Below are 26,070 nucleotides of genomic sequence, written 5' to 3' on the forward strand. Positions count from 1 at the left end.
GGTCGCGGGCTCCGCCGCCGGGAGCGCGCGCAGCAGGTCGCCCCGGCTCACCACGCCGGCGAGACGGTCGTCGTGGTCGACGACGGGGAGCAGCCGCAACCGCTGCTCGACCATCGCCCGGGCCGCCTTCTCCAGCTCGACCTCGTCGCGCACCGCGATCGCGCCGACGGTCATGGCGTCGCCGACGGTGCGCGGGTGCGGCTCGCGCCGGCCGCTGAGCCCAGTGGGGACGAGGTCGGCCTCGCCGATCATCCCGACCACGTGGTCGTCGTCGTCGATCACCGGCACGGCGGTGAGCCGGTTGTCGGCGAGCAGCGGGCGCACCTCGTCGGCAGAGGTGTGCTCGCGGGCGACGACCAGGTCGTCCCGCGGCGTCATCACCTCGGCGACCCGGGTGCCGCGGCGCGGCTCGTCGTCCCCGTACCGGTCGGCGCGGCGGCGAGGTTCCCGGTCGTCGCGCTCGGGCGGGGTCCGGTCGAACAGGTGGCGCACCCGGGCGAGCAGGCCGCCCCGGACCGGGCGGCGCACCAGGTCGCCGCGCGTCACGATCCCGACGAGCACGCCGTGCTCGACTATCGGCATCGCGCGCCACGGGCCGTAGTGGCGCAGCCGGCGGGCGACGACGCGGACATCGGCCCCGGCGCTCATCCAGAGCGGACCGGAGGTCATGACGGCGCCGACGGTCCGGGCCGCCGGGTCGTTCGACCGGGCCCGCAACAGGTCCCAGGTGGTGACGATCCCGACGAGGTGGTGCGCCTCGTCGACGACGGGCAGAGCGCTGACGTGGTGCGAGGTCAGCAGCGACCGGGCCGCCTCGAGCGGGGTCTCCGGTGTCACCGTGACCACCGCGCGGGTCATGATCTCGCGGGCGCACACCATCATGCCCGGCAGCGTGTCGCCCGTGGGGCCGCCCCGGCAGCGGCCGGTGGGGCCGCGCCGGCGGGCCCTTGGTCCCCCGGCGCCGCCCTTGCCTCAGCCGCGGGTGACGGTCAGCTCCCGCGGCACCTCCTCGTCCTCGGGTGCGAGCGGGACGCGGATGGTGACGATCCCGTCCCGGTACACCGCGCTCGCCCGGCCCGGATCGACGCCGCGGGGCACCGGCAGGGTGCGCACCATGCGGCCCGCCCGCAGCTCCCGCCGGTCGCTCGCGGCGCGCTGGGCCGCCGCCGAGGCGCGGTCGGCCTGCAGCCGGAGCTGGTGGCGGTCCAGGTGGAGGGTGACGTCCCGGTCCGGGTCGACGCCGGGCAGCTCGGCCTCCACGACCCAGTCCCCGCCGTCGCGGTACTCGTCGACGTAGATCGTCGCGGGCGCGCGGCGCGCCCGGCCGCCCCAGGACCGCGGCAGGAGCTGCCCGGCCCAGCTCTCCAACGTCTCCTCGGCCTGGGCCAGGATCCCCGGCGCCGCGGCCTCGGCGCCCACGTCCTCCGCGCCCACGTCCTCCGCGCCCACGTCCTCCGCGGGCCCGTCCTGCGGCGCCGGCTCCGGGTCGTCCTCCCGGGCGACGCGCACCCGCGTCGTGCCCGCGTCCTCGGCCTTCGCGGTCTTCCCGACCGCCGTCTTCTCGGTCATGTGACCACCTCCCGGGGCCGACGTTCACGCGGCCCGCGGTCGCCGGGCAGGGCCGCAGGTCCCGGCCGGGTAGGTCCGCTCGCCGCTGCCGGGTGCCCCACCCGCGCCGCACCCTGGAAGGACCGACGAGACGGAGGAGACGACATGGCCACGACGTCAGGGACCCCGAACACGGCGACACGCCAGGGCGGTCAGGGCCGTCCCGTCGCGGTCACGACGAACGCGCCCCACGACGGCGGGCAGGGCGACAACGCCGTCGTGACGGCGGTCCACGAGACCGCCCGGGTGCTCGAGGCGGTCCGCGACGAGCTGCCCCGGCACAGCTGGCCGGTCGTCGTCGGGGCGACCGGGCTGGTGCTCACCGGGATCGTCGACGTCCCCGCCGCCGTGGGGCTCACCGCCCTCTACCTGGCGGCGCGCCACTGGCCGTTCCCCCACCCGCAGGCGGCCGGGTCAGCTCGCTGAGCCGGTCCGCGGGGCGTCGACGGCGGCGATTCCGGGCGGCCGCCGGATGGGCCATCACGACGCCCTCGACCTCGAAGGGGCCGACGAGTTGGCCCGCGGTCTTGATCACGTCGTCGGAGCGGCCGACGAACCAGTACCAGCCGTCGGCGTCGCGCCGGACCACGTCCCCGGTGAGGTACCAGCCGTCGGCGAAGACGGCGGCCTCCCGCTCGGGGGCGTCGAGGTAGCCCCGGAACATCGAGGGCCAGCCGGTGCGCAGCGCGAGCTCGCCCTCCGTCCCGGGGGCGTCGACCTCGTGCACGTGGCCGTCGTCGCGCCGGACGCGGCCCTCGGCGTCGCGCTGCAGCACCGTGGCCTCGATCCCGGGCACCGGGCGTCCCATCGCCCCGGGGCGGACGGGGTCCGCGGCGTAGTTCGCGATCATGATCGCGCCGGTCTCGGCCTGCCACCAGGTGTCGTGGGCCGGGGTGCCGAGCGCGGCGTCGCTCCAGCGCACGGTGGCGGCGTCGAGCGGCTCGCCGACGCTGGCGACGTGGCGCAGCGCCCCGAGGTCGCACCCCGGGGGCGGGGCGCCGTGGCGGGCGAGCATCCGCAGCGTGGTCGGGGCGGTGTACCAGACCGTGACGCGTTGCTCGGCCAGCACGCGGTACCAGCGCTGCGCGTCGAAGTCCCCGGGGTCGACGACCGCGGTCGCCCCGTGGGCGAGCGGGGCGACGATCCCGTAGGAGGCGCCGGTGACCCAGCCCGGGTCCGCGGTGCACCAGAAGACGTCGTCGGCGCCCAGGTCCAGCGCCGACTCCGCGGTGGCGTGGTGGGCGACCACGGCGCGGTGCACGTGCAGGGCGCCCTTGGGCGTCCCCGTCGTCCCGCTCGTGTAGTGCAGGAGCGCGGGGTCCTCGGGCCGGGTCGGGCCGATCACGAACTCCCCGTCCTCCCCGGCGAGCTGCTCCTCGAGCGACGAGGTCCCCGGTGGGGCGGCCCCGTCCCCGGTGACGAGGACGTGGCGCAGCGCCGGGAGCGCGTCGCAGGCGTCGGCGACGCTGCGGGCGTACAGCCGCGGCGTGGTCACCAGCACGGCGCCCCGGCCCAGGCGCAGGCGCTGCGCGACGGGCTCCGGTCCGAACGCCGAGAACAGCGGGCTGACGACGCAGCGCGCCTTGAGCGCGCCCAGCACCGCGATCCAGAGCTCCTCGCGCCGGGGCAGGAGGGTGAAGACCCGCTCCCCCGGTCGGACGCCGACGCGCTCCAGGGCCTGCGCGAACCGGTTGGTCCGGCGGCGGAGCTCGGCGTAGGTGACGGGGTGGCCGTGGCCGTCCGTGTCGAGGAGGCGCAGCGCGTGCCGGTCTCCGCGGCCCGCGGCGACGTGACGGTCGACGGCCTCGTGGGCGATGTTGAGGCCCCGCCCCCCGGGCAGCCCGTCCAGCCGGGCCGCGGCGGCGGCCCACGAGAAGGTGCGCCGGGCCGCCGCGTAGTCCGGCATGCGTACCGCCCGACGCACCGCGGCCGACGTCGGGATGTCGGGGGTCCGGGTGCGCGGGTCGCCCGCTGCGGTGGTCATGGGGGTCGCTCCCTCTCGCAGACCCGGCCGGCTCCGCGCGGTGCGGAGCCGGCCGGGACGCTCGTCGATCGGGTGGGGACGGATCAGGCCCGCTGGCGGTCCCCCGAGGAGGCGCCCGCCAGGGCGACGAGGATCGTGATGTCGAGGGCGATGACGAGGATCGACCACAGCGGCGCCGCGGGCAGCCACACGAGCTGCACGAGCACGCTGATGCCGACGATCACCATCGCCATGGCGCGGGCCCAGGGCTGGTCCCCGCTCAGCAGACCGGCGCCGGTCAGGGCCACGATCGCGCCCACGATGAGGTGGACCCAGGCCCAGGTGCCGAGCCCGACCGCCACCACGACGCCGTTGCCGGTCAGGTAGTAGGTGGGGGTCAGGAGTGCGAAGAGCCCCTCGATGACGCCGAAGAGGCCGACGACGACCATGATGATCCCCGCGAAGCTCACCCAGCCGCTCATCGGGGCCGGGCCGGTCATCGCCGGCGTCGTCGTGCCCGGTGGACGGCTCCGGGCCGTCGTGTCACCGCGCTGTTCGGTGCTGTGCTCCGTCATGGGTTCCTCCCCGGTCGACGGTCTGTCGGTGACCGTCAGCGTGGCCAGAGCCCGTGCCGACGGCGAGGTCCGAAGGTCCCGGCGCGTGGAGTCGGCGGGCCCGAGGACGCGGACCCCCGGTCACACCGGGTGCTCGGCACCCGCCGAGGCCGCCGGACGCGGGACTCGGCGCTCCGCCGCCAGGCGCAGTCGGCGCACCTCGTCGTAGACCGTCCAGACCTGTCGCAGGCCGGCCTCGTGGAGCACCGTCAGGAACGAGGACGCCCGGGGCGCCACCACGACGAGCCCGGGGCGCGGTCGGTCGAGGACGGCCGTCATCGCGGTCACCGCGTCGCGGTCCCAGGACCGGGTCCGCGCCAGGTCGAGCACCCACGGGCCGCGGTCGGCGCGCAGCGCGTCCCGCGCCCACGCCACCCCGGGCTCGTCGACGTGCCCGTGGAGCTCGAGGCGGCAGGGAGCGTCGTCGGTCGCGCGGTCGGTCATCGGTCACTCCGCTCGGGGGGCACGGACGCGGTCACGGAGGGGGTCGGTCCCGGGACGGGCCCGCCGCCGGGCCACCACCACCCGGCGGGCGGCGGCGCGCCCGGTTCGGGGCCCGGCGTCGCCATCGGGGTCCCCGCGGCCAGGCGCAGCACGTCCGGGGCGGCGACGGTGCCGACCGGGCGGTCGTGGGCGTCGAGGACCACGAGGCGGGCGTCGGGCCGGGCGAGCCCGCCGAGCACGTCGACGAGCAGGTCCCCGGAGTGGACGGGGCTCAGCCGGTCCGGCGGGACGAGGGGCCCCGCGCCCGGCAGGTGCTCGGGGGTGACGAACCCGGCGAGCCTGCCGTCGGTCTCGCGCAGCAGCAGCCCGCCCGCGCGGGCCGCGGGGTCGTGCACCGCCGCGGCGTCGATGGCCCGGGGCGGGCACACCACCTGAGGGGCCGGCCGCGCCACCTGCCCGACGGTGAGCCCGTCGAGGGTGCGCCCGAGGCGGGCACGCCGGCCCTCCTGCTCCGCGCTGGCGGCGATCCACCACCCCACGACGACGAACCAGAGGCCGGCGAAGCCGGCGGCGACGGTCAGGGCGATCCCGCCCAGCACCAGGGTCCAGGCCAGGACGCGGCCCGCCGCGGCCGAGGCCCCCGCCGCGCTCCACCGATCGCCGCGGCGGGCCCAGAGCAGGGCGTGCAGCACCCGGCCGCCGTCGAGCGGCGCCGCCGGGAGCAGGTTGAACACGGCGAGCACCAGGTTGACCCAGGCGAGCTCGAGCAGCACCGCGGTGACCAGGCTCGGCGGGAGCAGGTCCGCGGCGCCCAGGAAGACGCCGCCGAGCAGGCCGCTGGTCAGCGGCCCCGCGACCGCCATCCGCAGCTCCACGCCCGGGCGGTCGGGCTCCCCGCGCAGCAGCGTGGCGCCGCCGAGGATCCAGAGGGTGACCCCCTCCACGCGCAGCCCGAGGCGGCGCGCCACCACCGCGTGCGCGGCCTCGTGCGCGAGCAGCGACGCCACCACCAGCACGGCGGCGCCGAGGCCCGCCACGGCGTAGGCCCGGCCGCCGTGCCCGGGGCTCAGCAGCGGGAGCTCGACGCGGGCCATCGCCACCGCGAGCAGGGCGACGATGCCGAGCACGCTCCAGTGGGCGCCGACCGGGACCCCGGCGAGGCGGACGAGCGGGACGGTGCCACGCGGCAGTCGAGTCGCGGTGCCGTCGGGTCCCTGCGCGGCCATCGGTCCTCCGTCTCCCACGGCGGCGTCCGAGTGAGCCACGGCGGTCGGACAGGGCGGCAGGACCGGAGGTCACTCGTGCGGGCGGGGAAGGTCCCGGCGCGCCCCCGGCGCGAGGAGCAGGTACACCGCCCACCCGAGCAGGGCCGGCAGGAGCCAGTTCGCCCCCCGGTACACCGCGACGACCACCGCCGCCTGGGGCACCGTGAGGCCCGCGCCGAGCAGCGCGCCCCCGAGGCTCGTCTCCACCAGGCCCAGGCCTCCGGGGGTGAGCTGCAGCGCCATCCCGACCTGGCCCGCGACCCAGCCCAGCGCCAGGGCGGCCCACGGGAGCACGGGCAGGACCGAGCGGGCGGCGGCGGCCAGCGCGCCGGCGTCCAGGAAGTACATCCCCAGCGCGGTGACGAACAGCAGGACGCCCGCCGCGGGCCCGGGCACGAGGGGACGCAGCTGGGCCGCCCAGTCCCGGCCGGTCGCGGCGGGGTCGGCGCCGAGGCGTCGACGCAGCCGGGGCCAGGACACGCGGGCCGCGACGGGCAGGAGCCGGCCCAGCGCGCTCGCCAGCGCCGTGGGCGACCGCGCGGCGGCCCCACCGGCCAGGACGACCGCGACGACCGCCGCGCCGAGCCCGACCCCGAGCGGGACCGCGACCACCCCCGCCGCCCGTCAGCAGCACCGGGACGAGCCAGACCAGGACCACCGTGCTGACCGCGCCCGCCGTCGCGACGGTGACGGTGGCGGCCGCCCACGGGACGCCGCGCCGGGCGAGGGTGCGCGCCGACCAGACCACCGCACCCGCCGAGCCGCCCGCGGGCAGCGTCACGGCCATCGCGTTGCCGGCGACGGTGACCGCCTGGACCACCACGGTGGCCAGCGACGACCCGGCGTCGCGCAGGACCTGGCGGTGCAGCTCGCCGTACGCCGGCACCGCCGACGGACCCAGCACCGCGGCGAGCAGCACCCACCCCGCGGAGACCGCGGGCGCGACGGTCCCGGCGGGGACGCGCAGCAGGCCGCGCGCGCCCCAGGCCAGGAGCGTGATGGCGCCGAGGATGAGCGCGTAGCGCCAGAGGTGGGGACTCCTCAGACCGGGACCTCGCCGCTGCGGGGCGGCGACGCCGTCCGGTGCGACAGCGCGGACAGGACCCCGCGCAGCAGCTCGCGGCGCTCGATCAGCCCCCGCCGGTAGGCGGGGTTGTCGGTCGCGGCGATCTCGCTCGAGAGGTCGCCGAGGTGCTCGGCCAGGAACACCGACACCGCGCCCACCTGGGCCTCGGTCAGCTCGACGAGCATGATCCACCTCCTCGGGGCGTACCCGGACGTCCCGGCGACGCCGGCCGGTCCAGCGTGACGGCCGCCCGGGGGCTGCGGAAGAGACCAGCGGACCGGGGCGGGCGGGACCAGCGGCCCCCGTCCGCGATCACCGCGGAGCGGACACCTCGACCGGACGCCTGGCGAGAAGCCGGACCACTGCCCACCCGGTGATCGCGGCCACGGTCGCGGCCATGACCACGGCCGCGACGAGCCCGATGGCGAGCACCTCCGTCGTCGGCTGCCCCGGGTTCCACCACGGCATGGCGAGGCCGAGGAACGCCCCGAGCCCGACGAGCCAGGCCACGGCGGTGACCGGGATCCACAGCGCCGCCCGGGCCACGTGGTGGCGCAGGACCCACCACTGCGCGGTCCCCATCGTCGCGAACAGCGCCGCCCCGAGCGCGACGGTCACGACGACGAGGAGGGCCGGCGGCCAGGACGCCCAGGTCCCGGCGGCCACCGAGGGCAGCAGCCCGAGCGCGTAGCAGAGGACCGCCGCCGCGGCGGTGGCCAGCACCCAGTCGCGGGCGCGCAGTCGTGGGAGGACGCGGGAGAGGACGACGGCCTGGCCGGCGCCGAGCACCGCGCCCTCGACCGCGCCCGCCGCCAGGAGGGCGGGGACGGCGACCGCCGGGCCGGCGTCCGCCGGGCCGGCGTCCGCCGTGAGCGCGCCAACGGCGAGCGGCACGCAGAAGCCGACGACCTCGGCGACGGTGACCGAGGCGAACCAGGTCCACCACAGCGGCGCGGCGGCGGGCGCGGGCGCGGAGCTCATGCCGGCACCGTCACGGCGGCCGAGGTAACGGGCACCGGGAGCCGGCGGACCAGGTCGGCCACCAGGTCGTCGTGCCCGCCCGGGACGACGAGCTCGCCCGCACCCCGGCCCAGGACCACGTCGCGCAACGCCCACGCCGGGTGGCCGCAGCGCACCTCCACCGCGGCCACGCAGCGGGCGACGAGGCCCGGGCCGACCACCTCAGGCGGCGGGGGCCATCGCGAGCGAGCCCTCGAGCAGCCGCGCGAAGGCGGTGACGTCGTCACGGTCGAGGTCGGCCGGCAGCCCGTCGAGCTCGCCGCACAGCTCCTCGAGCAGATCCCGGCAGGCCTGCTCGTCCAGGACCTCGATCGGGTTGGCGAGCGGTCCGCCGGGCCCGAGCAGCCGGCGCGTGAACATCCCGTGCCCGTACTCGACGATCTCGGTGTTCTCGAGATCGCGGGCGCGGGACACGCGGGCGGTGAGGGTGGCGTTCCAGGGCCGCATCGAGGTCATGGTGGGTTCCTTCTCTCGTCTTCGCTCGTCGGTGACGTGGGCGACCCTCGTGCGCGGCAGCGGGCCGGGCGAGAGCACGTCGACACACCCGGGGCGGGTCCTTGGTCCCGTCCGCGTGAGGGCGTCGGTGCCCGACCGGCCCCGCCGCCGCACTACTACGGTGGCGTAGTACCGGCGGGACGGGGGGAGGGCGGAGTGCCAGGAAGATCCTCGCGCGGCTCCGTGTCGACGCGGATCGTCGCCCCGGAGACGTCCGGTCGGGCCGGAGACGCCGTGGACGCCCGGGTCGAGGTGGACGACCCCGAGCTCGGGTGCTGGGTGCTGCTCGGCCTCCTGCTCGGTTCCTCGGAGCCCCGGCTCACGTCGGTCGAGGTGCACGCGCGGCCCGACGGGGCCGCCCTGGACCCGGAGACGGTGCGGGCGCTCCCCCTGGCGCGCTACCTCGTCCTCGCGACGAACCAGCTCCGCACCAGCGGCCCGCGCGTCCGCACCCCTGATGCGCCGTCGTCCGGCGCGGCCGACGCCGAGGACCTGGACCGGGTGGCGCGTACCTACCGCGAGGCGCTGGCCAGCGCCGACGCGCGGTCCCGGCTGGCGCCGACGGCGGCCGTGGCGCGGGCCTTCGGGGTCGACCGCACCGCCGCCGGTCGCCTCGTCGCCCGGGCCCGCCGGGAGGGGCTCCTGCACCCGGCCCTTCCCCGCCGACCCGGCGAGGTCATCCCGGGCCCCCCGCCGACCCGGGACGCATGAGTGCGCCCGTCAGCGCGCGGTGGCTACGCCTTCTTACTACTTTGTCGTAGTAACAGCCTGCTCAGATCGGCCGCCGACGAGGAGTGGTCCGGGGTGGGAGTCGCCCTGGCCGCCCTGAACCGTCGGAAATAGACGACCTCGCACCCCTGACCCGAAGGGACCGATGTGACCCCCTCGACGCGGCACGACGCCGCCGCCCTCGCGGTGGCGGCGCTGGCCATCGTCCTCACCGCGTGCGGCTCCTCCCCCGCCCCGGACGCGCCCGCCGCCCCGAGCACCGCGCCGGCCGTGCCGGCACAGCTCGCCGTGCCGGCCGGGCAGCACCTGGCGCTGACGGCGACCGTCGAGCGGGGCTCGCAGGTCTACGCCTGCCGCGGCGGCGCGTGGGCGCTCGAGGCACCCGCCGCGGTGCTGACGGCGCCGACCACGGACGTCCTGCACGACGCGGGACCCCGGTGGACCGCGACCACGGACGGCAGCTCGGTGACCGGGGCGCAGGTGGCGGCGGCGCCGGTCCCGGGCGCGGCTCCCGACCTCCTGCTCCGGGCGAGCGGGCACGCCGGCCAGGGCGTGATGGGCACGGTCGACTTCGTGCAGCGTCTCGACGTCCGCGGCGGCGCCTCGCCCTCGGGCGCGTGCGCCGACGGCGCGCACCAGGCCGTGGGTTACACGGCCGAGTACCGCTTCTTCGCGCCGGGCGCCTGAGTTCCGGCCCTCGATGCGGCGGTTCCCGCGGTGCCCGTTGAAGACAGGGCGAAGGTGAGGCTAACCTCCCTGCCGATGTCCAGTCCCGGGATCGGTGCCACGTCGGAGTGCCCGTTGGTCGAGCGACCGGTGGGTTCGGTCTCGGTGCTGCGCCGGGTGGACGCCGGGCGCGTGCGGCGCCGACGGCTCGCCGAGCTGGGGTTCGTCCCCGGCGCGGTGATCGAGGTGCTCGGTCGCGGCGGGGTGGACGGCTTCCTGCTCGCCGTCAACGCCGACACCCGGGTCGCCGTCGACGCCGCCGGAGCCCGCGACCTGTGGGTCGGGGACGGCCACCGTGGCTGAGGGTCTCCTCACGGGTCGTCGGGTCCGTCCGGTCCTGCTCGAGAAGCCCTGCTGCTCCGACGGGGAGGACACCGGCCCCGCGGACGCCGGGGCGGCCCGGGTCGTCCTCGTCGGCAACCCGAACGTCGGCAAGTCGACGCTGTTCAACATGCTCACCGGCGCGCGCCAGCACGTGGGTAACTGGCCGGGCAAGACGGTGGCGGTCGCCCGTGGCACGTGGCGGCCCGACGGCGGCGGCGAGGTCGGCGTCGTCGACCTGCCCGGCACCTACAGCCTCGTCCCGGACTCCCCCGACGAGGAGCTCACCCGCGAGCTGCTCGTCGACGCCCCTCCCGGCGAGCGGCCCGACCTCGTCGTCGCCACGCTCGACGCCTCCAACCTGACCCGGAACCTCTACCTCGCCGCGCAGCTCGCCGACACCGGGATCCCGGTCGTCGTGGCCCTGACGATGGTCGACGTGGCGCGGTCCCGGGGCCTCGACGTCGACGACGAGGCGCTCGGACGTGCCCTCGGCGTCCCGGTGGTCCCCGTCGTGCCCCGCAGCGGCCAGGGCGTCGACGTGCTCGCGGCCGCGCTGTCCCGCGCCCTCGTCGACCCGGCGTCCGCCACCCCCGCGCGGCTGGGCGTGGAGCTCGAGGACGCGATCACCACGGTCTCGACCGCGCTGGTCGCCGCCGACGACGACGGCCCGGCCCTGCGGTGGCGCTCGCTCGCGCTCCTCGAGGGCGGGGACGACGCGCCGGCCGAGGTCGTCGCGATCGCCCGCCGCGCCGCCGCGTCGCTCGCCGAGGAGACGGGCGGGGACGACGACCCGGCGGACGAGGTCGAGCTGCGCGTCGCCGAGGACCGCTACGCCTGGGCCCACGAGGTGCTCGGCGCGGTCGTCACGCGACGCGGACCGCGGGTCACCTGGTCCGACCGCGCCGACCGGGTGCTCACCTCGCGCTGGCTCGGCCTCCCGATCTTCCTCGCGGTGATGTGGGGTGTGTTCGAGGCGACCACCGCCGTGGCGGCCCCGCTCCAGGAGGCGGTCCAGGCGCTCTTCGACGGCCCCGTCGCCGCCGGGTTCGGGTGGGTCCTCGACGCCGTCCGGGCGCCGGAGTGGCTGACCGGGCTGGTGCAGGACGGACTGATCTCAGGCGTCGGGCAGCTACTGAGCTTCGCGCCCCTCATGGCGATCATGTTCGTGCTGCTCGCGCTGCTCGAGGACTCCGGGTACATGGCCCGGGCGGCGTTCGTGGTGGACCGGCTGATGCGCGTCATCGGCCTGCCCGGCAAGGCCTTCCTGCCGATCATCGTCGGCTTCGGCTGCAACGTGCCCGCCCTGGCGGGGACCCGCATCCTGCGCAACCCGCGCCAGCGGCTGCTGCTGGGCCTGCTGATCCCGTTCGTCTCGTGCAGCGCCCGCCTGACGGTGTACGTGCTGCTCGCGGGCATCTTCTTCGGCAGCCAGGCCGGGACGATGGTCTTCGCCATGTACGTGCTCTCGATCGTGCTGGTCGTGGGCATGGGGTGGCTGCTGCGCCGCGTGGCGTTCCGCGACCTCACCGACGACCCGCTGCTGCTCGAGCTCCCGCCCTACCGGCGGCCGACCGCCCGGGTCGTGGGCGTGCAGACCTGGCAGAAGCTGCAGGCGTTCCTGCGGACGGCGAGCGGGATCATCGTCGCCACCGTCACCGCGGTGTGGCTGCTCTCCTCGATCCCGATGCCCGGCGCCGAGGCCACGACTGCGCAGCCGGCCTCCTTCGGTCACGTCGCGCCGGCCGAGAGCGTGTTCGGCGGCGTCTCCCGGGGCATCGCGCCGGTATTCGCGCCCGCCGGGTTCGACGACTGGCACGCCTCGGCGGCCCTCGTCACCGGGTTCGTCGCCAAGGAGGCCGTCGTGGCGACGACCGCGCAGACGTACTCGGCCGAGGAGCCCGCGGACGTCCACGAGGCCGGCGCCCTCGGCCCGGCGCTGCGCGAGACGTTCGACCGCACCTCGGGCGGCCACACCATCGCCGCGGTGCTCGCCTTCATGGTCTTCCTGCTGGCCTACACCCCGTGCATGACCACGGTGGCCGCCCAACGGGCGGAGATCGGCACCCGCGCCACCCTCGTCGGGATCGGGATGCAGCTGCTCGTCGCCTGGGTGCTCGCGGTGGCCGTGTTCCAGATCGGGGCGCTGCTGCTGTGACCGCGAGCCCGCTGCGCCAGGTGCTCGCCGAGGTCCGGGCCGGCACCGCCACGAGCCTCACGCAGCTCGCCGAGCACGTCGGCGTCTCGCGCGACGAGGCCTCGGCGATGGTCGACCACTGGGTCCGCAAGGGCCGGCTCGCGGTCGACGACCTCGGGACCGCCTGTCCCGGCGGCGGCTGCGGCTCCTGCTCCTCGGGGGACGGCGACCGTCCCGGCTGCGGCGCGTCGTCGCCGGCCGAGCGCACCACGCTGCTCGCGATCAGCTTCCGTCGCGACTGAGCCTGCCCTCCGGTCGGCCTGCTCCGAGGGAGTGGTGTCCGTCTCGGCGGGCCGTCGCCGTGGCCAGGGCAGGCGAACCTCACTGCGCCGTCACGACGCGGTCCCGACGGCGTCCGACCAGGTCGCGCCACGCGCCCACCCGCCCGGAGAGGACAGCCTGGCCTCGCGACGGCGACGGTGATGCCCGCCTGGCCGCGGGTGGTCGTCGGGCCCGGGTCGTGGTCTGCTTGCCGATCGTGACCGACGACAGCGCGGTGCTGCCGACCCACGAGGACGAGCCGCACGCCGAGGCCAGCGACGCCCGACTCAACTGGCTGCGTGCGGGCGTGCTCGGCGCCAACGACGGCATCGTGTCCGTCGCGGGCATCGTGCTCGGCGTGGCCGGCGCGACCGCCGAGCGCGCCCCGATCCTCACCGCCGGCGTCGCCGGGCTCGTCGCCGGTGCCGTCTCGATGGCGCTCGGTGAGTACGTCTCGGTGTCCAGCCAGCGGGACTCGCAGCGCTCGATGCTCGCGAAGGAGCGCCGGGAGCTCGCCGAGGACCCCGAGGACGAGCTCGCCGAGCTGGCCGCGATCTACGAGGGCAAGGGCCTCTCCCGCGAGACCGCCGACCAGGTCGCCCGCGAGCTCACCGAGCACGACGCGTTCGCCGCCCACGTCGAGGCCGAGCTCGGCCTCGACCCCGAGGAGCTCTCGAGCCCCGGGCAGGCGGCCGGGGCCTCGGCGCTCGCCTTCTCCCTGGGCGGCATCCTCCCGATGCTCGCGATCCTGCTCCCGCCCGCGGCCTGGCGGGTCCCGGTGACGTTCGTGGCCGTGCTCATCGCCCTCGGGCTCGCCGGGTGGATCTCGGCGAACCTCGGCGGCAGCTCGGTGCGCAAGGCCGTGCTGCGCGTGGTCGTCGGCGGCGCCCTCGGCCTCGCGGTCACCTACGGCATCGGCCACCTCGTCGGCACGGCCGTCGGGTGATGACCGGCACCGACCAGGACGCCATCGAGCTCGGCGTCGCGGTCGAGGCGTCGGTCGAGCAGGCGTGGGACGCCGTCGTCGGGCTCCCCGACGTCCGGGCCTGGCTGGAGCCCGCGCACGTCGAGTCGCGGGCCGACGGCACGATCGCCGTCGCCACCGGTGCCGCCGACACCGCGCGGACCGTCGCGCAGGAGCGCCCGCACCTGCTCGTCACCGAGGCCGACGCGGTCGTCGCCGGCGAGGACGCCGTGCTCACCACCACCTGGACGATCGCGCCGCACGGAGCCGGCGCCACCGCGGTCCGGGTGACGACGACGGGTCTCGGCGCCGCGGCCGCCGCGGAGCCGGGCACCGCGGCGCGGGAACGCGCGGCGACCGCGCTCGCCGCGCTCGCGGTGCACCTGGAGCACTTCCCCGACCTCGCCGGGACGGGCGCCGCGGTCCACGCCTGGGGCCCCTCGCGCGGGCGCTCCGCCGACAGCGGGCACGAGCGGGCCCACGCCCGGTTCCTCGCCCAGGTCGGGGTCCTCGTGCCGCGCCAACCGGTCACGATCTTCCGGGGCGTCCCGCCGCTTGCGGGCACGTGCCTGGAGCGGCGGGCCGGCCACCACCACAGCGCCGGCCTGCTCCTGCTCGACGGGCCCGCCCCCGGCGTCGCCACCCTCGCCACGACCGGCGCCGACCCCGTCCACGAGGTCCGCGCGGTCCTCCACGGCGACGACGCCGGCCCGATCGCGGAGCGGATGGCGGCGCAGTGGTCGTCCTGGCTCGCGCAGGCCTGAGCGCGGACCCGCGTCAGCGCAGCGCCGGGCGCGGGAACCCGAACCGCACCGTCACGCCCGTCGAGAAGTGCACGAGGTCCGGCGGCCGCCCGGCGAGCGCCGGGAAGCCCGCCGCCGCCACCAGCTCGTCGTCGCAGGTCAGGAGCTCGGCGCGGCGCAGCGGCCAGGGCCCGTGGGCGTTCGGGACGTACCAGGTCACGCCCGCGTGGTCCTCGTGCAGCCCCCACCGGGCGGTGAGGAAGTCCGCCAGCGGGTCCCCCTCGACCGGCTCCCCCGGCCGCACCGCGACGACGCTGCGGTGCCCTCCGGTGCGGGTCACCGTCCGGTAGACGGCCTCGCCGTCGACGTGGCGGAACGCCATCCGCGCCCACCGGTAGGGCAGCCCGAACGCGGCCTGCGCCCCGAGGACCACCGCCAGCCGCGAGGCGTCCAGGCTGCGGAAGACGATGCCGCGCCGGCCGGTGTCGTCGACGGTGTAGAGCCGGACGTTGGTCTCCAGGAACGTGCCGAACCACGGCACGGCCGGCCCGCGGGCCACCCCCGCCCCGACCATGCGGAACGGCACGAGCCCCACGTAGGTCACGCCGCCGACGACGTCGGGGTGCACCCCGCGCGGCAGCATCGGCGCCACCTCGTCGGGGTCGACCGCCCAGTGCAGGAACCCGGCGTCCCGCCACGACTGCGTCATCATCGTCGGCCCGGAGTACTCGGGCGCGTGGACGGTGACGGGCTCGACGGCCGGCGCTGCGGTGCTCACCCCGGGGGCGTGCCCCCGCGTGCGCGACCGCACGCGCGGGAACCCCGTCGCGTGTCCGACATCGCCGGCCCCGACGCGGCCGTGACCTTCCCGCCCGGCTTCTTCGACCGTTCGGACGAGCGCGACGACGCCGCCTTCTACGGCCCGCCCCGGCTCGTGCAGCACATCGACGACGCGGCCGTCGCGACCGTGTCCGCCTACTACGACGAGGTCGGCGTCGACGGCGACGTCCTCGACCTCATGTCGTCCTGGGTCTCCCACCTCTCGACCCCACCGCGCCACCTCACGGTGCTCGGGATGAACGCCGCCGAGCTGGGCGCGAACACCTGGGCGCACGAGCGCGTCGTCCACGACCTCAACGCCGACCCCCGCCTGCCCTTCGCCGACGCCTCCTTCGACACCGTGGTCTGCACCGTGTCGGTGGACTACCTGACGAGCCCGGTCGCCGTCTTCCGCGACATCGGGCGGGTGCTCCGCCCGGGCGGCCGGTTCGCGGTGACGTTCTCGAACCGCTGCTTCCCGACGAAGGCCGTGCGCGGTTGGCTCGCCGCCGACGACGCCGGCCACCAGGAGATCGTCGCCGCGTACTTCCGGGCGTCCGGGGCGTTCGAGGAGCCCGTGATCGAGATCCGCCCCTCCGCCGGGGACCCGGTGTTCGGGGTCAGCGCCGCGAGGGCGGAATAGCGCCCGTCCGGGGAGCGCTCCGCCGATATGGCACTGACGCGCTTCGGCGGCCCGCTGTCCCGATCCCTGCCCGAGACCCGGACGTTCACGGTCGAGGGCCCGGCGCATTCGCTGCTCCTCGAGCCGTTCCGGCGTCGGGTGCGGGCGCTGGTGGAGGATGGCGAGGGCCACGAGGTCGTCGTCCTCGACACCGTCCGCGGCGCCCTGCTCCACGAGACCGGCCTCGGCCCGCAGTTCTACCTGCCGGCCGAGGACGTGCGGCCCGAGCTGCTGTCCCCCAGCGAGCACTCGACGCACTGCCCGTTCAAGGGCGACGCGAGCTACCAGCACCTGACGGTGGGCAACCGCACGATCGAGAACGCCGTCTGGTCCTACCCCGACCCGAAGCCCGACGCCGCGTGGCTGGCCGGCCTCGTCGCGCTGCCGATGAGCGCCGCCGACCGCTGGCTCGACGAGGACGAGGACGTGCTCGGCCACCTCACCGACCCCTACCACCGCGTCGACCTGCGCCCGACCAGCCGTGAGGTCACCGTCACCGCCCCCGACGGCACCGTCGTCGCGCGGACGACGAGCGCGGTCCTGCTCGACGAGACCGGCCTCGACGTCCGGTTCTACGTCGACCGCGCCGACGTCCACGCCGAGCTGCGGCCCAGCGGCACGACCACGGTGTGCCCCTACAAGGGTGTCGCGAGCTACTGGGCGGTGCAGGCGGGCTCGACCGAGGTGGTCGACGGCGCCTGGTCCTACGAGGCGCCGCGGGACGAGTCGCGGGGCATCGCGGGCAAGGTCTGCTTCACCGACGACTTCACGGTCTCGGTCGCGGCGAGCTGACGGTGGTCAGCCGCCCGCGACGGGACGGCCGAGCCGATCCAGCGCCGCGACGACCTCGGGGGCGTCGAGCCCGTCGAGGAGCCGGCCCTCGGCGTCCTCGACCGGCGCGGCCAGTCGCTCGTGGACGGCTCGGCCCCGGGCACTGAGGGCCACGCGGACCCGTCGTCGATCGGTGGGGTCGGTCTCGCGGTAGAGCGCGCCGACCGCGGCGAGCCGGTCCACCACGCGGGTCAGTGTCGAATCGTTGAGGCGGGTGCCGGCGACGAGGTCCCGCATGGCCTGGTCACCGTGCTCGGCGAGGCGACGGACGACGAGCCACTGCTCCACGCCGAGGCCCTCCGTCGCCGTGATCTCCCCGACCCGACGCGTGACCTCGTCCAGGGCCTGGGTGAGCGCGACGACGAGCGACGGCCGGAGCGGGCGCGTCTCGGGCACCGCCACGAGCGTCCTCCCTGGACACGAACACCGGGTTGTGGGAATTTCCCGCATGGTGTGGTCTGGGGCCCCGCTCGTCAATCCTCCCCGGAGTCGCCGATGGTGTCGGACACCTCAGGCGGGGCGGGTCGCCAGGAGTGGCGGGTCGCGATGGTCGTGCCCCTGCGCGGACCCGCGGGGCTCTTCGCGCCGTCCTGCGAAGCGGTCATCGACGTCGCCGTCGACGAGATCAACGCCCGGGGCGGCATCCTGGGGCGGGAAGTCGTCACGGAGGTCCTCGACGGGGGCGGGGAGCCCCACGAGGTCGCCGAGCGCGTCCGGGCGCGCCTCGTTGACGGGGCGCTCGACGCGGTGAGCGGATGGCACATCTCCTCGGTCCGCGAGGCGCTGGTCCCCGTCCTGGCCGGCCGCGTCCCCTACGCCTACCCCTCGCTGTACGAGGGCGGGGAGACCCGCCCCGGCGTCTTCTGCTGCGGCGAGACGCCCGACGTCCAGATCGCCCCGGCACTGCGGTGGCTGCGCGACCAGCTCGGGCTGCGCCGGTGGTTCGTCGTCGGCGACGACTACGTCTGGCCCCGGGCCTCCGCGGGGGCGGTCCGCGGCTACGCCCACGACCTCGGCCTCGACCTGGTCGGCCAGGACTTCGTCGAGCTGGGCGCGGCGGACGTCGACCGGGTGGTGACGCGGATCGAGCGCACGTCCTGCGACGGGGTGCTGATGCTGCTCGTCGGTCAGGACGCCGTGGAGTTCAATCGGGCGTTCTCCCGGCGCGGGCTGGCGGAGCGCGTGGCGCGCTTCAGTCCCCTGATGGAGGAGAACATGCTGTTGGCCAGCGGGGCCGACAGCACGGCGAACCTCTTCGTGGCCTCGTCCTACTTCCGCTCGATGGCCACCGGCGCCGCGATGGACCTGCTCGACCGGTACCTGCGCCTCCACGGGACGCACGCTCCGGCCCTGAGCAGCGCGGCCGAGAGCTGTCACGAGGGTCTGCACACCCTGGCCGCGCTGGCCCGCCGGGCCGGGACGGACCAGCTCCGAGCCTGGGACGCCGCCACCGACGGCACCGCCTACGAAGGTCCGCGCGGGACCGTCGAGTTCCGCGGGCGGACGGCCCGCCAGCGCGTCCACCTCGCGGTCGCCGACGGCGTGGACTTCGACGTCCTCGCGTGCCTCTGACGCGTGGGCCTTGACAGGGCCTCGAAGCAGTATTCTCATATGAGAACAGCTACTCCTGGAGGCACCCATGCCCGAGGTCGTGTTCCGCGTGGACCAGTCCAAGTCGATGCGGGACCAGGACGTCCCCGGGCACAACCGGTGGCACCCCGAGATCCCCGCCGCGGCGTCGGTCCGCCCGGGTGACGTCTTCCGCATCGAGTGCAAGGACTGGACCGACGGCCAGGTCCGCAACGACGACTCGGCGAACGACATCCGGGACATGGTCCTCGACCACAACCACATGCTCTCCGGCCCGATCCACGTCGAGGGGGCCGAGCCGGGCGACCTGCTGGTGGTCGACTACCTCGACCTCGGTCCCGCGCACGGCGGAGCGCCCGCCGTCGGCAGCGAGGCCGGCCAGGGCTGGGGCTACACCGGCATCTTCGCGCAGAACAACGGCGGCGGGTTCCTCACCGACCACTTCCCCGACCCCGGCAAGGCGATCTGGGACTTCCAGGGCAAGTACGCGACGTCGCGTCACCTGCCGGGGGTGCGGATCGCCTCCAACGTCCATGCGGGGCTCGCGGGTTGCGCCCCGTCGGCGGACCTCCTGGCCGTGTGGAACCGCCGCGAGCAGGCCCTCATCGACACCGACCCGCAGCGGGTGCCGCCGCTGGCCCTGCCGCCGCTGCCCGACCACGCCCTCCTCGGAACCATGGGCGGGTCCGACGCCCGGAGCGCCGCGCGCGAGGCGGCCCGGACGGTGCCCCCGCGCGAGCACGGCGGCAACGTCGACATCAAGAACCTGTCGATCGGGTCGCGGGTGCTCTACCCCGTCTACGTGCCCGGCGCGAAGTTCTCCATCGGGGACCTGCACTTCGCCCAGGGCGACGGCGAGATCAGCTTCTGCGGCGCGGTGGAGATGGGCGGCTACGTCGACGTCCACGTCGACCTCATCAAGGGCGGCGTCGACAAGTACAAGGCGACGATGCCCATCTTCCAGCCCGGCCGGCACGAGCCGCGCTACGACGAGTTCGTCTCCTTCATCGGCATCTCGGTCGACGAGGGCGGCGACCAGCACTACATGAACGCCACGATCGCCTACAAGCAGGCCTGCCTGCACGCGATCGACTACCTCACGCAGTTCGGCTACACCGGCGAGCAGGCCTACCTCATCCTCTGCGCGTCCCCGATCGAGGGCCGGGTGAGCGGAATCGTCGACATTCCCAACGCCTGCTGCTCGCTCTACGTCCCCACCGGGATCTTCGACTTCGACATCCGGCCGAACGGTGACGGGCCCACCGTCGTCGACCGCGGCCAGTGCGCGACGGCGAGCTGACACGTGCCGTCACGGCGAGCCGAGAGTGCGGAGTAGCCGTGGCGTGACGTCCCGGTAGGCCGCGGGATCGATCGGGTTCCGCCACTGCCGCGCCCGGACCCGCGCCGGGATCTGCAGCCCGACGTCGCCGAGCACCTCGTCGACGTTGTGCAGCGAGAACGGGATGATCTTGGTGCCGTGGGCGCCCCGCAGGCCATGCGGGTGCTCGTGGTGGCCGGCGGCGGGCTCGCCCACTGGCTGCCCTCCAACGGGTCCCCGGGCTCACTCGGCCGCGGCCAGCAGCACCTCGCGCAGCGCCTGCGCCTGACCCGCACGCCGTGCCGTCTCCGTGATGAGGTTCAGCAGGATCCAGCGCAGCTCGATGTGGCCGCGGCGGTCGTCGCGGACGGCGTCGTCGAGCGACTCCGCGCCCGCCAGCGCGTCGCGGCCCTTCTCACAGACCTCCTGGTAGTCGCCCACGAGGGTGTCCGGGTCGTCGAGGTCGCTGACGCGGAAGGCCTCGTCGGAGTCGTCGACGTAGCTGATCGCGTACACCGCCCGGCCGCCGCGCTCACCCCAGCGCTCGACCAGCCAGGTCCGCTCGAGGTCGGTGAGGTGCCGGACGATGCCGGTCAGGCTGGCTCCGGTCTCGGGGATGCGGCGGCGCAGCGCGTCGGGCGGCAGCCCGTCGAGCGCCAGGATCACCTGGGTGCGGAAGTAGTCCAGCCAGCCCTCGAGGGCCTCGCGCTCGTCCGCGACCTCTGGGGGCTGGCGGCGCCGGACGGGGGCGCGGAAGGCCACGGGACCGGTCACGCCGCCCGCGGCGGCGTCGGTGGCGTCCTGCTCGTCGAAGGTCACTCTCGTCCCGGGGTCGGGCGTGGCGGGCCACGGCGCCGCCCCCGCGGGGCGCCCGACCCAGGGGGCAACGCAGCAGCATGCCTTCCCGGCTCCGCCCGCGACAAGTCACCGCGGGGGTGGGACGTCGTGCCCGGTGTCAGTCCGAGGGCATCGCGACCAGCGCCTCGAGGGCGGGCACGGCCGCGGCGAGGGCCTCGCGGTGCTCCGGGGCGAGCCGTTCGAGGCGCTCGGCGAGCACCGCGGTCCGCTCGGTGCGCAGCCGCTCGATCATGCTGCGGCCCTCGGCCGAGAGCTCCACCAGCGCCGACCGGGCGTCCTGCGGGTCGGGGGTGCGCACCAGGAGTCCGGCGTCGTCGAGCGCGGCCAGCACCCGGCTCATGGTGGGGGGCGTGACGGCCTCGCGGCGCGCCAGCTCCGAGAGGCGGAGCGGCTCGTGCTCCTCGAGGGTGACCAGCACCGAGGTCTGCAGCGGGGGCAGCACGGCGGCGGCGTCCACGCGGATGCGGCGGTTGAGCCGGCCGACCGCCAGGCGCAGGCGGGCCGGGAGCATCGGGTCGTCGATGGCCGGCGGGCCCGCCCCGACGGGGTCGGACACGGACGTGGCGGCGGGCGATGAGGCAGCCATACCTCATCGTCGCACTACTTAGGCTTCGCACATACCACCGGGCAGGTGTTCCGCGCCGCTTTCGTCCCGATTCCCGGTCTCCGATACCGCCGTCCGGGGCAGACTCAGAGCTTGCGGAGCCGGATCCGTCGCACGGAGTGATCGGGACCCTTGGTGAGCACGAGCCCGGCGCGGGACCGGGTGGGCGCGATGTTCTCCCGCAGGTTCGGCCCGTTGATCTCGTCCCACAGCTGTGCGGCCCGGGCGCGGGCCGCCTCGGTGTCCATCTCGGCGTAGCGGCGGAAGTACGACGCCGGGTCGCGGAACGCGGTCTCGCGCAGCGCCAGGAACCGCTCGATGTACCAGCGGCGCACGTCGGCCGGGTGCGCGTCGACGTAGATCGAGAAGTCGATGAGGTCGCTGACCGCGAGCGCGCTCGCCCGCTCCCCGGTCTGGGGGGCCGGCTGGAGCACGTTGAGCCCCTCGAGCACGAGGATGTCCGGCCGCGCGACCGAGCGCTGCTCGTCGAGGACGTCGTAGACCAGGTGGGAGTACACCGGCGCCGGGACCTCGGGCTTGCCCGCCTTGACGTCGGAGACGAACCGCAGCAGCGCCCGGCGGTCGTAGGACTCCGGGAACCCCTTCCGCGTCATGATCCCCCGCCGCTCGAGCTCGGCGTTGGGGTAGAGGAAGCCGTCGGTGGTCACCAGCGCGACGTTCGGGTGGTCCTGCCAGCGCGCGAGCAGCAGGCGCAGCAGCCGGGCGGTGGTCGACTTGCCCACCGACACCGACCCGGCGATCCCGACGACGAACGGCGTGCGCTCCTCGTCCTGGCGCAGGAAGGTGCGATAGGCCTCGAGCAGCCCGTGGTTCGCGCGGACGTGCAGGTCCAGCAGCCGCGAGAGCGGCAGGTAGACGTCGCGGACCTCGTCGAGGTCCACCGGGTCGCCGAGGGAGCGCAGCTCCTCCAGCTCACCCGCGGTCAGGGGGAGGTCGCCGGACGCGTCCCGCAGCGCTGCCCACGAGGAACGGTCGAAGTCGACGAACGGGGACCCGCTCATGAGGTGCCATTCTGGTCACGCCCACCCCGGGGCCCGCCACCGGCTGTCTGCGGGGTCACGTCCACGAGGCGCACAGGTCACCGGTGCCCGAGCTGTCGAACCGATTGCACGGCGTATTCCACGACGAGCACGTGCGGGGGCAGCCCCAGGACGTGCACCACGGCGGCGGCGACGTCGGAGGGGTCCAGGCCCTGGTCGTGCATGCGCTCGGCGAACGCGGCGGTGTCGTCGTCGGCGGCGGCGTCCCCGGCGACCAGGTCGGTCGCGACGAAGCCCGGGGACAGCGTCGTGACCCGGACCCCGCGCGGTCCGGCCTCCAGCCGCAGCGTCTCGGCGACGGCGTGCGCGGCGTGCTTGCTCGCGGCGTAGACCCCGCCGGCCGCGGAGGCGACCCGCCGTCCCGACATCGAGGACACGACGACGAGCGTCGCGCCCGCATGCAGGTGGGGCAGCGCGGCGCGGGCGGTCGTCAGGAGGCCGGTCACGTTGACCTCGAGGATCTCCCGCCAGCGGGCCGGGTCGGTGTCGGCCACCGACCCCAGGGACATCACCCCCGCCGCGGCGACCACGCCGGCGAGCGGGACGCCGAGCCGGACGACCAGGGACTCCACCGCGCCGCCGAGCGCGGCGGGGTCGGTGACGTCGGCCGGCGCGGCGGCGTGCCCGGTGCCGGGCAGGGCGCCGACGAGGTCGTCGAGCCGGTCGGCGCGCCGGGCGATCACCCCGACGCGGGCCCCGGCCGCCGCGGCCGCGTGCGCGGTGGCGGCGCCGATTCCCGACGAGGCTCCGACGACGAGCACCGCCCGCCCCGCGAGCACACCACCGGCTCCCTCGCTGGTCACCCCACCACCGTAGTGATCACAACCGAAGTGATCATCGCGAGGACCGTCGTACCCGCCCCGTACCCTGGGGCGCGTGGCGAAGACGGCGACGAACGACCGGGTCGGGCGCGAGGAGCTCACGGAGTTCCTACGGACCCGGCACCACGCGATCGTGGTGACCCGGCGCAAGGACGGCGGCGAGCAGACCTCCCCGGTGACGCTGGGGATCGACGCGCAGGGCCGGCTGCTGGTCTCCACCTACCCCGAGCGCGCCAAGGTCCACAACATCCGGCGCGATCCCGCGGTCGCGATGTGCGTGCTCTCCGACGACTTCGACGGTCCGTGGGTGCACGTCGAGGGCACCGCCGAGGTCCTCGACCTCCCCGAGGCGCTGGACCCGCTGTGCGAGTACTTCCGCTCCATCTCCGGCGAGCACCCGGACTGGGACGAGTACAAGGAGGCGATGGCGAAGCAGGGCAAGAGCCTCGTCCGGCTGAGCATCGAGCGCTGGGGGCCGATCGCGACCGGCGGCTTCCCGGCGCGCCTGCAGCGCGACTGAGGGGCGCGGGTAGCGCGAGGTGGACGTCCTGCTCTCCGTGCTCGGCCTCGTCGGGGTCGTCGCGGTCACGCTCGGCACGGCGGTGTTCGTCGCGGCCGAGTTCTCGCTGACCACGCTCGAGCGCAGCCAGGTCGACCACCACGTCGCCGAGGTCGGCGACCGCCGGGCCCGGGCCGTCGCGAAGGCCCACCGCAACCTCTCCTTCGAGCTCTCCGGGGCCCAGCTCGGCATCACCATCACCACGCTGGTCACCGGGTACCTGGCGCAGCCCGCGATCGCGACGCTGATCTCGCCGGTCCTGGCCGACCTGGGCCTCTCCGAGGGCGCCGCCGCCGGAACGGCGGCGGTGATCGCGCTGGTCCTCGCGACGGCGCTGTCGATGGTGTTCGGCGAGCTGGTGCCGAAGAACCTGGCGATCGCCGTGCCGCTGCGCACCGCGCGCGCCGTCGCCGGGTTCCAGGCGGGGTTCTCCCGCGTGCTGGCCTGGTTCATCTCCGGGCTCAACGGCGCCGCGAACTGGATCGTGCGCCGGCTCGGGGTGGAGCCCGCCGAGGAGCTGCGCTCCGCGCGCTCCCCGCAGGAGCTGGGCTCGCTGGTGGCCACCAGCGCCGAGCAGGGCACGATCGACGAGGGCACCGCCGCCGTCCTCACCCGCTCGCTGCGCGTCGGCGAGCGCACCGCCGACGAGCTCATGACCCCGCGGGTGCGGGTGGAGACCCTCGCCATCGACGACACGGTGGACGACCTGCTCGCCGCCGCCGTGCGCACCGGGCACTCCCGGTTCCCGGTGGTGGAGGGCGACCTCGACGACGTCCGGGGCGTGGTCCACGTCAAGCAGGCGTTCGCCGAGCCGCGGTCGCGGCGCGGGAGCACGCTCGTGCGCAACCTCATGCGCACCCCCACCACCGTGCCGGACTCCCTCGACGGCGACGAACTGCTCGACCGGCTGCGCGGCGCCGGCTTCCAGATGGCCGTCGTCGTCGACGAGTACGGCGGCACGGCCGGGATCGTCACGCTCGAGGACCTCGTCGAGGAGATCGTCGGCGACGTCCGCGACGAGCACGACCGCGGCGAGGCCGAGCCGTTCCGCGACGCCGGGCCGGACAGCTGGGTGGTCTCCGGGACACTGCGCCCCGACGAGCTCGACGAGCTGGTCGGCTGGTCGTTCCCCGACTCCGAGGTCTACGAGACCCTCGCCGGGTTCCTGCTCGCCGAGCTGGGGCGGATCCCCTCGGTCGGCGACCGCGTGACCCACGACGGCCGCACCCTGGTCGTCTCCCGGATGGACCGGCGCCGGATCGCCGACGTGCGGATCACCGCGCCAGACCCGGCGGACGCGCCGGCAGCCGAGCCCACCGGGGTGACGCCGTGAACGACGGGGTCGCCCTGCTCGCGATGGTCGGGCTGCTGCTGCTCAACGCGTTCTTCGTCGGCGGCGAGTTCGCGCTGATCTCCGCGCGGCGCGACCGGCTGGAGACGATGGTCGATGCCGGCACCTCCGGGGCGGGCACGGTGCTGCGGGCCAGCGAGCACCTCTCGATGATGCTCGCGGCCGCGCAACTGGGGATCACCATCTGCTCGCTGGCGCTCGGCGCGCTGGGCGAGCCTGCCGTGGCCCACCTGCTCGCGGAGGTGCTCGACCCGCTGGGCGTCCCGGACGCCGTCGTGCACCCGATCGCCTTCGTCGTCGCGCTGCTCGCCGTCACCGTCCTGCACATCGTCATCGGCGAGATGGTCCCGAAGAACATCGCGATCGCCGGGCCCGAGCGCACCGCGGTGTGGCTCGTCCCGCCGCTGGTGTGGTTCGCCAAGATCGCCCGCCCGGTGATCGCGATGCTCAACTGGATCGCGAACCACGTGCTCAAGCTCCTCGGCGTCGAGCCCAAGGACGAGAAGGAGTCGGCCTACACCCCCTCCGAGCTCGCCGAGATGCTCTCGGAGTCCCGGCGCGAGGGCCTGCTCGACGCCTCCCAGACCCGCCGTCTCACCCAGGCCCTGCACACCGCGGAGCGCACCGTGGCCGACGTGCTCATCCCGCGCGAGCGGCTGACGGTGCTGCCCGCGCACCCCACCGTGGGCGCGCTCGAGGAGGCGGTGGCCCGCACCGGGTTCTCCCGCTACCCGGTGCAGGCGCCCGAGGCCCCGGACGCCCACCCCCGCCTCGACACCGACCCGCTGGAGCCGGGCACCGACCCCCTCCTGCCGCACCGCACCGGGGTCGCGCCCAGCGTCGAGCTCGACGGCTACCTGCACATCAAGGACGTCCTCGACCTCGACGGCGACCCGGACGAGGTGGTGCCCGCCGAGCGGGTGCGGGCGCTGCCGCAGCTCTCGGTGGACGCTCCGGTCGACGAGGCCCTCGCGACCATGCGCCGCGAGGGCTCCCACCTCGCCCGGGCGGTCGACGGGGACGGCGCCACGGTCGGCGTCGTCGCGCTGGAGGACGTCGTCGAGGAGTACGTCGGGACGGTCCGCGACAGCACCCACGTGGCGCGCTCGCGGGGCGCGGTCTGACGTCACCGGACCCCGGGGCGCGGCATGGAATCCACC

At 75.7% G+C, this 26,070-nt stretch carries 34 protein-coding genes; 16 read left to right on the forward strand and 18 right to left on the reverse strand.

What is annotated here, in order from left to right; all coding sequences use genetic code 11:
* Together VGH76_RS08325 and VGH76_RS08330 are read right to left on the reverse strand one after the other, a co-directional pair.
* Positions 1-882: HPP family protein (locus VGH76_RS08325; RefSeq protein ID WP_331556167.1), on the reverse strand; the 882-nt coding region annotated here is incomplete at its 3' end.
* A gap of 90 nt (positions 883-972) precedes the next feature.
* A complete protein-coding gene (locus VGH76_RS08330) occupies positions 973-1,569 on the reverse strand; it encodes an Hsp20/alpha crystallin family protein (RefSeq protein ID WP_331556168.1) in 597 nt (198 codons plus the stop codon).
* A gap of 144 nt (positions 1,570-1,713) precedes the next feature.
* Here VGH76_RS08330 and VGH76_RS08335 point away from each other — a divergent pair, with 144 nt between their 5' ends.
* Complete coding sequence (locus VGH76_RS08335; RefSeq protein WP_331556169.1) at positions 1,714-2,034, forward strand: hypothetical protein; 321 nt, start codon at positions 1,714-1,716, stop codon at positions 2,032-2,034.
* On the opposite strand, the gene VGH76_RS08340 is transcribed toward VGH76_RS08335, so the two are convergent.
* From VGH76_RS08340 to VGH76_RS08360, 5 genes are all read right to left on the reverse strand, one after another.
* Entirely contained in the window at positions 1,964-3,592 is a 1,629-nt protein-coding gene (locus tag VGH76_RS08340; RefSeq protein ID WP_331556170.1) for an AMP-binding protein, read from the reverse strand. The two genes, VGH76_RS08335 and VGH76_RS08340, sit on opposite strands and share 71 nt — an antisense overlap.
* An 83-nt stretch (positions 3,593-3,675) precedes the next feature.
* The gene (locus tag VGH76_RS08345; protein WP_331556171.1) at positions 3,676-4,146 is read right to left on the reverse strand and encodes a DUF7144 family membrane protein; all 471 of its coding nucleotides are present in this window, start codon (positions 4,144-4,146) and stop codon (positions 3,676-3,678) included.
* Between the two features lie 120 nt (positions 4,147-4,266).
* A complete protein-coding gene (locus VGH76_RS08350) occupies positions 4,267-4,629 on the reverse strand; it encodes a hypothetical protein (RefSeq protein ID WP_331556172.1) in 363 nt (120 codons plus the stop codon).
* Positions 4,626-5,855 (reverse strand): site-2 protease family protein, encoded by a 1,230-nt coding sequence (locus tag VGH76_RS08355; RefSeq protein ID WP_331556173.1) that lies wholly within the window; start codon positions 5,853-5,855, stop codon positions 4,626-4,628. Before VGH76_RS08355 ends, VGH76_RS08350 begins: the two co-directional genes overlap by 4 nt.
* A 69-nt stretch (positions 5,856-5,924) precedes the next feature.
* A complete protein-coding gene (locus VGH76_RS08360) occupies positions 5,925-6,506 on the reverse strand; it encodes a lysylphosphatidylglycerol synthase domain-containing protein (protein ID WP_331556174.1) in 582 nt (193 codons plus the stop codon).
* 47 nt (positions 6,507-6,553) lie between these two features.
* Between VGH76_RS08360 and VGH76_RS08365 the strand changes: the two genes are divergently transcribed.
* Positions 6,554-6,916 (forward strand): hypothetical protein, encoded by a 363-nt coding sequence (locus tag VGH76_RS08365; protein WP_331556175.1) that lies wholly within the window; start codon positions 6,554-6,556, stop codon positions 6,914-6,916.
* A 19-nt stretch (positions 6,917-6,935) separates the two neighbouring features.
* Here VGH76_RS08365 and VGH76_RS08370 read toward each other — a convergent pair whose 3' ends face one another.
* The 4 genes from VGH76_RS08370 to VGH76_RS08385 all read right to left on the reverse strand — a co-directional run bounded on the left by VGH76_RS08370 (position 6,936) and on the right by VGH76_RS08385 (position 8,436).
* Complete coding sequence (locus VGH76_RS08370) at positions 6,936-7,145, reverse strand: hypothetical protein (RefSeq protein WP_331556176.1); 210 nt, start codon at positions 7,143-7,145, stop codon at positions 6,936-6,938.
* Between the two features lie 127 nt (positions 7,146-7,272).
* A complete protein-coding gene (locus tag VGH76_RS08375) occupies positions 7,273-7,941 on the reverse strand; it encodes a hypothetical protein (RefSeq protein WP_331556177.1) in 669 nt (222 codons plus the stop codon).
* Positions 7,938-8,141, reverse strand: coding sequence for a hypothetical protein (locus VGH76_RS08380; protein WP_331556178.1), 204 nt, complete (start codon positions 8,139-8,141; stop codon positions 7,938-7,940). Before VGH76_RS08380 ends, VGH76_RS08375 begins: the two co-directional genes overlap by 4 nt.
* Position 8,142: 1 nt before the next feature.
* Complete coding sequence (locus tag VGH76_RS08385) at positions 8,143-8,436, reverse strand: hypothetical protein (protein WP_331556180.1); 294 nt, start codon at positions 8,434-8,436, stop codon at positions 8,143-8,145.
* Between the two features lie 273 nt (positions 8,437-8,709).
* Here VGH76_RS08385 and VGH76_RS08390 point away from each other — a divergent pair, with 273 nt between their 5' ends.
* The 7 genes from VGH76_RS08390 (at position 8,710) to VGH76_RS08420 (ending at position 14,437) form a co-directional block, all read left to right on the forward strand.
* Positions 8,710-9,186, forward strand: coding sequence for a hypothetical protein (locus tag VGH76_RS08390; RefSeq protein ID WP_331556181.1), 477 nt, complete (start codon positions 8,710-8,712; stop codon positions 9,184-9,186).
* A 165-nt stretch (positions 9,187-9,351) separates the two neighbouring features.
* Positions 9,352-9,891, forward strand: a complete 540-nt coding sequence (locus VGH76_RS08395; protein ID WP_331556182.1) for a DUF3455 domain-containing protein — start codon at positions 9,352-9,354, stop codon at positions 9,889-9,891.
* 75 nt (positions 9,892-9,966) lie between these two features.
* The gene (locus tag VGH76_RS08400; RefSeq protein ID WP_331556183.1) at positions 9,967-10,233 is read left to right on the forward strand and encodes a FeoA family protein; all 267 of its coding nucleotides are present in this window, start codon (positions 9,967-9,969) and stop codon (positions 10,231-10,233) included.
* Positions 10,226-12,409, forward strand: coding sequence for a ferrous iron transport protein B (gene feoB, locus VGH76_RS08405; RefSeq protein WP_331556184.1), 2,184 nt, complete (start codon positions 10,226-10,228; stop codon positions 12,407-12,409). Before VGH76_RS08400 ends, feoB begins: the two co-directional genes overlap by 8 nt.
* Entirely contained in the window at positions 12,406-12,690 is a 285-nt protein-coding gene (locus VGH76_RS08410; protein ID WP_331556185.1) for a FeoC-like transcriptional regulator, read from the forward strand. The genes feoB and VGH76_RS08410 overlap by 4 nt, the downstream gene beginning before the upstream one ends.
* A 236-nt stretch (positions 12,691-12,926) precedes the next feature.
* Positions 12,927-13,655 carry a VIT1/CCC1 transporter family protein gene (locus VGH76_RS08415; RefSeq protein ID WP_414637695.1) on the forward strand — a complete coding sequence of 243 codons (729 nt, stop codon included), beginning with the start codon at positions 12,927-12,929 and terminating at the stop codon, positions 13,653-13,655.
* Positions 13,655-14,437, forward strand: a complete 783-nt coding sequence (locus tag VGH76_RS08420) for an SRPBCC domain-containing protein (protein WP_331556186.1) — start codon at positions 13,655-13,657, stop codon at positions 14,435-14,437. Before VGH76_RS08415 ends, VGH76_RS08420 begins: the two co-directional genes overlap by 1 nt.
* Positions 14,438-14,450: 13 nt before the next feature.
* On the opposite strand, the gene VGH76_RS08425 is transcribed toward VGH76_RS08420, so the two are convergent.
* The gene (locus VGH76_RS08425; protein WP_331556187.1) at positions 14,451-15,194 is read right to left on the reverse strand and encodes a DUF2071 domain-containing protein; all 744 of its coding nucleotides are present in this window, start codon (positions 15,192-15,194) and stop codon (positions 14,451-14,453) included.
* A gap of 51 nt (positions 15,195-15,245) precedes the next feature.
* Between VGH76_RS08425 and VGH76_RS08430 the strand changes: the two genes are divergently transcribed.
* Together VGH76_RS08430 and VGH76_RS08435 are read left to right on the forward strand one after the other, a co-directional pair.
* Positions 15,246-15,878, forward strand: a complete 633-nt coding sequence (locus tag VGH76_RS08430) for a methyltransferase domain-containing protein (RefSeq protein ID WP_331556188.1) — start codon at positions 15,246-15,248, stop codon at positions 15,876-15,878.
* A gap of 27 nt (positions 15,879-15,905) precedes the next feature.
* Complete coding sequence (locus VGH76_RS08435) at positions 15,906-16,709, forward strand: DUF427 domain-containing protein (RefSeq protein WP_331556189.1); 804 nt, start codon at positions 15,906-15,908, stop codon at positions 16,707-16,709.
* A 6-nt stretch (positions 16,710-16,715) separates the two neighbouring features.
* Here the strand turns inward: VGH76_RS08435 and VGH76_RS08440 are convergent, their stop codons facing one another.
* Positions 16,716-17,144, reverse strand: coding sequence for a MarR family transcriptional regulator (locus VGH76_RS08440; RefSeq protein WP_331556190.1), 429 nt, complete (start codon positions 17,142-17,144; stop codon positions 16,716-16,718).
* A 99-nt stretch (positions 17,145-17,243) separates the two neighbouring features.
* Here VGH76_RS08440 and VGH76_RS08445 point away from each other — a divergent pair, with 99 nt between their 5' ends.
* Together VGH76_RS08445 and fmdA are read left to right on the forward strand one after the other, a co-directional pair.
* Positions 17,244-18,320, forward strand: a complete 1,077-nt coding sequence (locus VGH76_RS08445; RefSeq protein ID WP_331556191.1) for a substrate-binding domain-containing protein — start codon at positions 17,244-17,246, stop codon at positions 18,318-18,320.
* A gap of 67 nt (positions 18,321-18,387) precedes the next feature.
* Complete coding sequence (gene fmdA, locus VGH76_RS08450; RefSeq protein WP_331556192.1) at positions 18,388-19,638, forward strand: formamidase; 1,251 nt, start codon at positions 18,388-18,390, stop codon at positions 19,636-19,638.
* Positions 19,639-19,647: 9 nt separating this feature from the next.
* Here fmdA and VGH76_RS08455 read toward each other — a convergent pair whose 3' ends face one another.
* The 5 genes from VGH76_RS08455 to VGH76_RS08475 form a co-directional block, all read right to left on the reverse strand.
* Positions 19,648-19,872, reverse strand: a complete 225-nt coding sequence (locus tag VGH76_RS08455; RefSeq protein WP_331556194.1) for a hypothetical protein — start codon at positions 19,870-19,872, stop codon at positions 19,648-19,650.
* Between the two features lie 27 nt (positions 19,873-19,899).
* Positions 19,900-20,475, reverse strand: coding sequence for a DUF664 domain-containing protein (locus VGH76_RS08460; RefSeq protein WP_331556195.1), 576 nt, complete (start codon positions 20,473-20,475; stop codon positions 19,900-19,902).
* A 136-nt stretch (positions 20,476-20,611) separates the two neighbouring features.
* Positions 20,612-21,100 carry a MarR family transcriptional regulator gene (locus tag VGH76_RS08465; protein WP_331556196.1) on the reverse strand — a complete coding sequence of 163 codons (489 nt, stop codon included), beginning with the start codon at positions 21,098-21,100 and terminating at the stop codon, positions 20,612-20,614.
* A 104-nt stretch (positions 21,101-21,204) separates the two neighbouring features.
* Entirely contained in the window at positions 21,205-22,140 is a 936-nt protein-coding gene (coaA, locus tag VGH76_RS08470; protein WP_331556197.1) for a type I pantothenate kinase, read from the reverse strand.
* 77 nt (positions 22,141-22,217) lie between these two features.
* Positions 22,218-22,982, reverse strand: a complete 765-nt coding sequence (locus VGH76_RS08475) for an SDR family oxidoreductase (RefSeq protein WP_331556198.1) — start codon at positions 22,980-22,982, stop codon at positions 22,218-22,220.
* Between the two features lie 73 nt (positions 22,983-23,055).
* Between VGH76_RS08475 and VGH76_RS08480 the strand changes: the two genes are divergently transcribed.
* The 3 genes from VGH76_RS08480 to VGH76_RS08490 are packed head-to-tail and all read left to right on the forward strand — an operon-like array spanning position 23,056 to position 26,034.
* Positions 23,056-23,520, forward strand: a complete 465-nt coding sequence (locus VGH76_RS08480; RefSeq protein ID WP_331556200.1) for a PPOX class F420-dependent oxidoreductase — start codon at positions 23,056-23,058, stop codon at positions 23,518-23,520.
* A 19-nt stretch (positions 23,521-23,539) separates the two neighbouring features.
* Positions 23,540-24,892, forward strand: a complete 1,353-nt coding sequence (locus VGH76_RS08485) for a hemolysin family protein (RefSeq protein ID WP_331556202.1) — start codon at positions 23,540-23,542, stop codon at positions 24,890-24,892.
* Positions 24,889-26,034 (forward strand): hemolysin family protein, encoded by a 1,146-nt coding sequence (locus VGH76_RS08490; RefSeq protein ID WP_331556203.1) that lies wholly within the window; start codon positions 24,889-24,891, stop codon positions 26,032-26,034. Before VGH76_RS08485 ends, VGH76_RS08490 begins: the two co-directional genes overlap by 4 nt.
* Positions 26,035-26,070: the final 36 nt, after the last annotated feature.

Origin of the sequence: Actinomycetospora sp., assembly GCF_036497585.1 — a bacterium.
In the GTDB taxonomy this organism is placed as follows: domain Bacteria; phylum Actinomycetota; class Actinomycetes; order Mycobacteriales; family Pseudonocardiaceae; genus Actinomycetospora.